The sequence below is a fragment of the Xenorhabdus sp. Sc-CR9 genome (genome assembly GCF_963897815.1).
In the GTDB taxonomy this organism is placed as follows: Bacteria; Pseudomonadota; Gammaproteobacteria; order Enterobacterales; family Enterobacteriaceae; genus Xenorhabdus.
The window spans coordinates 1-4,607 of the sequence record NZ_CAWQTY010000025.1; the positions used below are offsets into that span (position 1 = coordinate 1).

Consider the following 4,607-nt stretch of genomic DNA (forward strand, 5'->3'; position numbering starts at 1 on the left):
AGCAGTAGCTACTCGGTATGACAAATTAGCAAGAAATTATGAAAGTCTCGTTGCTTTGGCATTTTCAATCATGTGGCTCCCTATGTGGGTCGATTGAAACATGTACAACAAAGGTCAACACGCTCTAGTAATCAAACCTACAACAGTTACATAATGATCTTTAAAGTCGCTGGGTTCTAAAAAATAATTCACATAGGCATAAATTCGCCCCAAAGAAGCTGTCCCTAAACGTGGTGCTGCGTTACCTGCCAGTGGTAAAGTAGAAATCTCCAACCGAGTCTGGTCTTTTTCATTTAATATACTGAGAACCTTCCCACCAAAACGCCCTTCATGCCCAATATATAATTCAGGGGCATTCTTGACAGAAGATAGCTTTTCCACCGGTGTTTTAGTTGTTCCTTTGATGACATCAGGCACTGATACACAACCGACAAGTATCATTGTTCCCAATAATACTGCCGTTTTTATAATGCTTCGATAGTATGTTCCATTGAGCATAACCCCTCCAACTCAGGAAAAGTCGAATCGACTCATTGTAACCCAACTATCTATACCAATGGATAACACACCCAGCAACAAGTTACATAAATTTAATTTTTTTGGAAACACAACATCCTTAGCGACCCGGTAATTTTTTCCATGTTACTTCATTACGCAGATAAACAGGCTCAGCATGTTCAACCACCGTTGTTTCTCCCGCTTCCCACATTTGAAGCGCCAGTGGCAACATATCTTCCGCATGGGGCAAGGTAACGTCACTGGTTATTAGTGTCAAATGACTATCCAATAATTGAGGATAAGCATCCCACCCTGTTCCTGCAATTACCCATTCGCCTGACAAGGAACGCATAATTTCTTGCGCCTGCTCAGGTTTTAAAACCGCCTCCGTCTCATCACCTTGCCACTCTCCTTGTAAATTACGGCTATATTGTCCCCAATAGACTTCACCCATGCGTGCATCAATGGCAACCAAAACATTTGTTGCCCCTTTCAAGCGAAATGCACCTTGTGCCATCGTTTTTAAGGAAGAAACACCGAGCATGGGTAATTCGGCTCCCAATGCCAAGCCTTGAGCAATGCCAACCCCAATCCGTACACCAGTAAAACTGCCCGGTCCACGGCCAAATGCTAATGCATCCAATTGTTGCAGACTGACATTACCTTCCAACAATACTTCTTGAACCATCGGTAAAATACGTTGAGTATGCTCTCGTGGGGATATTTCAAACTGTGCCTCAACAAGGCCATCATTCAAAAGTGCAACAGAACAAGCTTCAGTTGCGGTATCAATAGCTAAAATACGCGTGGACATGCCTTAACTCCGGCAAGAATAGAATTCGAAATAAGGGGCTATACTACCACAGCCCCAACAATTTTACTTTGACTATGATGGGCGTGATTTAAGAAACGTAACCGCTTTTGATAGATCACGGGTACGAGGTGCTGGCGGTAAACTGTTCAGGAATACTTCACCATATGGACGCATCACTAATCGATTATCACAAATGACAACCACACCATAATCATCAATATCACGAATAAGACGCCCGACACCCTGTTTCAAACTAATCACCGCATCAGGCAGTTGAACTTCATTAAAAGCATCGCCACCCTTAAGCTGACAGTCTTCAATACGTGCCTTAAGCAAAGGATCATCCGGAGCTGTAAATGGCAGTTTATCAATAATTACACAGGATAACGCATCACCCCGAACATCTACCCCTTCCCAGAAACTTCCTGTAGCCACCAGCAATGCATTACCCGCAGAAATAAATTGTGACAGCAATTGCCCCTTGCTGGTTTCCCCTTGTACTAATACCGGCAATGTCATGCTGGCACGGAACTCTTCAGCCAGACCACGCATCATTTGATGGGAAGTACAAAGGAAAAAACAACGCCCCTTATTGCTTTCGATTAATGGTTTCAACATGCGGGCTAGCCATTTTGCGCCACCATTCTGATTCGGCGATGGCAAATGACGAGGGACACACAATAGCATCTGCCGCTCATAATCAAAGGGACTGGGCAAAAGCAATGTCTGGGCTTGTTTCAGCCCTAAACGCTCCGTGAAATGGTCAAGCTGTTCATTGACCGATAAAGTTGCCGAAGTAAAAACCCAACAACCTGATTTATCTCGGATCATCTCACTAAATTTATCGGAGACAGACAGTGGTGTCAGAGCCAGCAAAAAATGCCGACCATAACTTTCGAACCAATAACTGTAATTGGGTATCGTGACATCAATGAGACGTTTAAGGCGGTTGCGATAAATCGTTGCTCTTTCAAAAGCCGCATCCAGCATGGCTGAACGCCCCAAAGAGAGTTTCATTACGTCATAGCAAAGTTCCAGAGCATCATCCAAACGCACTAATGCCCGCTGGACCTGCTGCCGCTGTAAAACTTCGCGCAAATTACCCCGATAACTATTTTCGCCCAATGATAAACGGAAATCCTGTATGCTTTGGCTGAGACGATCAGCACTTTTTTGCAACTGAGCCTGGTCCCGGATTTCAGTACGGTAAGCCATGACAATATCCCGCGATAAATCCATCAATTGCCGACTACTTAACTGCTGCCCAAAATATTGACTGGCGATATCAGGAATTTGGTGAGCTTCATCAAAGATCACCACATCCGCCTCCGGGATTAATTCCCCGAATCCGGTATCTTTAACTACCCTATCCGCCATAAATAAATGATGGTTAACGATCACCACATCCGATTCCATCGCCTTACGACGGGCTTTCAGAACAAAACATTCCTGATAACGAGGACAATCACTGCCAAGACAATTATCATTAGTACTCGTGACCAACGGCCAGACTGTGCTGTCTTCTGCCACTTGGTGACACGTACTGATATCTCCCTCTTCCGTTTGGGCCGACCAATGTCTTAGTTTGATCACTTCCGCCAATATTTCAGCTTCCAACTGAGAATGCCCAATTGACTGTTGTTCTAAACGCTCAAGGCACAAATAATTTGATCGCCCTTTTAACAATGCAAGATTACCGGTAAAGTTCAGGGCATCAACAATAGTCGGGAGATCACGATTATAGAGTTGATCCTGCAACGCTTTGGAACCTGTCGAAATAATCACCTTTTTACCAGAACGCAAAGCTGGTACAAGATAGGCAAATGTTTTTCCAGTTCCTGTTCCCGCTTCCACGACCAATTGCTGCTGTTTTTTAATAGCAGCCGTAATAGCTGAAGACATTTCCCGCTGGGCATCACGTGGTTTAAAACCCGATATAGCCTTGGCAAGCACACCATTTTTCGCAAAATCGTCTGACACAAACCGTCTCTTTAATAAAATGATTTTGATAATAAAATGTTTAATATAAACAAATATATAAAAAACAAAAACATGAAAAAAAGCATAGTATGTACACACATGTACAAATAGAAAAAGCACTCAGTACGGCGCATAACAATTAATTTTACACTATTTAGATAGGAAAAATTGAGGTTAGCTACAAAGTAAGAAAAAGAAGCTATTTTCACTACAGAGCAGAACCCTGCCCTTTAACATATGAGATTATCCTATGTGTACCTATGCAGAGTTCCGGTTTCCTCCAAAATGGCGGATTCATCAGCTAAATTTTCAGCCAATTAGAACTAAGCAAAAAGTTTAGCTGAATGCGTTGCCTCCGTTTGAAACGGAAACGTGAGTTAAAAGGTGAGAAATCTCACCTTTTTGTATAGGATGAAAAAATTACCAGATTCACTGAACGAGGAATTCTACACTGATATCCATATACGATGAACTTCCGTAAACGTTAGTCTGATTGCAGTCAGCATTTCCACAAGTAGCACTCTTAACTATATTCGGACACCCTTTAATCACCGTATACCAACCTACCTCACTGAAATCGTATCCACGCTCAAACCTCAAAGCACAACTCATAGAGCCACTAGAAACCGACCACTCAACCCATTTAGGTCTAAGCGTACAAGCACTAAATACATTATCATTGTCTTGTAAATGGGTACTTTGGTGGTTGCCGGGAGCAATATTTATCTGATCTGCACCACTATCATACATACAGTCGGTGCTTTGTTTGACTATCACAAGATCATTGACAGAAAAAGAGTGATTTTTAAATTCCATATTATAGTCAGCAGAAAGAACCTGTTGTTTTTCTGCATTAACCATTTTTTCATCTGCCAAGACTGGGGATATCAACAAACAATATAAAGCTGCACAAAATAATATATTGACAATCTTCATGTCGTGCTCCTTCTGATGAAATGCCTAAAAAATATTTCGTCAATATTTTCTGACTCGTGATTACTTCACCGTTAATGGAGTGCTGAGATGATAATTGCTATATCATATAGGTAATTTAACCTATCCGATTTAGTATAAATAAACGCCTCTGATAAGCGTCACTCAAAAACCAGCAGGTAAGTGAGGCGATTTAATATGTTCTCATTATCTCACTTTGCTATTAGAAAAGAAGCGATATCAGTGAGTAGAGATTAGAGCGTGTTGACCTTTGTTGTACATGTTTCAATCGACCCACATAGGGAGCCACATGATTGAAAATGCCAAAGCAACGAGACTTTCATAATTTCTTGCTAATTTGTCATACCGAGTAGCTACTGCT

4 protein-coding genes and 2 pseudogenes are annotated in these 4,607 nt (G+C 41.9%); 1 reads left to right on the forward strand and 5 read right to left on the reverse strand.

Annotated features, from left to right (window positions below; all coding sequences use genetic code 11):
- Window positions 1–97, forward strand: a pseudogene (locus tag AACQ81_RS01465) (IS5/IS1182 family transposase); the annotation flags it as partial.
- 17 nt (window positions 98–114) lie between these two features.
- On the opposite strand, the gene AACQ81_RS01470 reads toward AACQ81_RS01465, so the two are convergent.
- The 5 genes and pseudogenes from AACQ81_RS01470 to AACQ81_RS01490 form a co-directional block, all read right to left on the reverse strand.
- Complete coding sequence (locus AACQ81_RS01470; protein WP_237388393.1) at window positions 115–498, reverse strand: Slp family lipoprotein; 384 nt, start codon at window positions 496–498, stop codon at window positions 115–117.
- A gap of 118 nt (window positions 499–616) precedes the next feature.
- The gene (gene tsaB, locus AACQ81_RS01475) at window positions 617–1,312 is read right to left on the reverse strand and encodes a tRNA (adenosine(37)-N6)-threonylcarbamoyltransferase complex dimerization subunit type 1 TsaB (protein WP_237388394.1); all 696 of its coding nucleotides are present in this window, start codon (window positions 1,310–1,312) and stop codon (window positions 617–619) included.
- A gap of 72 nt (window positions 1,313–1,384) precedes the next feature.
- Window positions 1,385–3,292: an ATP-dependent DNA helicase gene (locus AACQ81_RS01480; protein ID WP_237388395.1), complete on the reverse strand. Its 1,908-nt coding sequence runs from the start codon at window positions 3,290–3,292 to the stop codon at window positions 1,385–1,387.
- A 429-nt stretch (window positions 3,293–3,721) separates the two neighbouring features.
- Window positions 3,722–4,228, reverse strand: a complete 507-nt coding sequence (locus AACQ81_RS01485) for a hypothetical protein (RefSeq protein WP_237388396.1) — start codon at window positions 4,226–4,228, stop codon at window positions 3,722–3,724.
- Window positions 4,229–4,510: 282 nt separating this feature from the next.
- Window positions 4,511–4,607, reverse strand: a pseudogene (locus AACQ81_RS01490) (IS5/IS1182 family transposase); the annotation flags it as partial.

Bases quoted from the DNA above. Each gene is read 5' to 3' on its own strand.
- AACQ81_RS01470 (WP_237388393.1), bottom strand. From the start codon at position 498: ATGCTCAATGGAACATACTATCGAAGCATTATAAAAACGGCAGTATTA.
- tsaB (WP_237388394.1), bottom strand. From the start codon at position 1,312: ATGTCCACGCGTATTTTAGCTATTGATACCGCAACTGAAGCTTGTTCT.
- AACQ81_RS01485 (WP_237388396.1), bottom strand. From the start codon at position 4,228: ATGAAGATTGTCAATATATTATTTTGTGCAGCTTTATATTGTTTGTTG.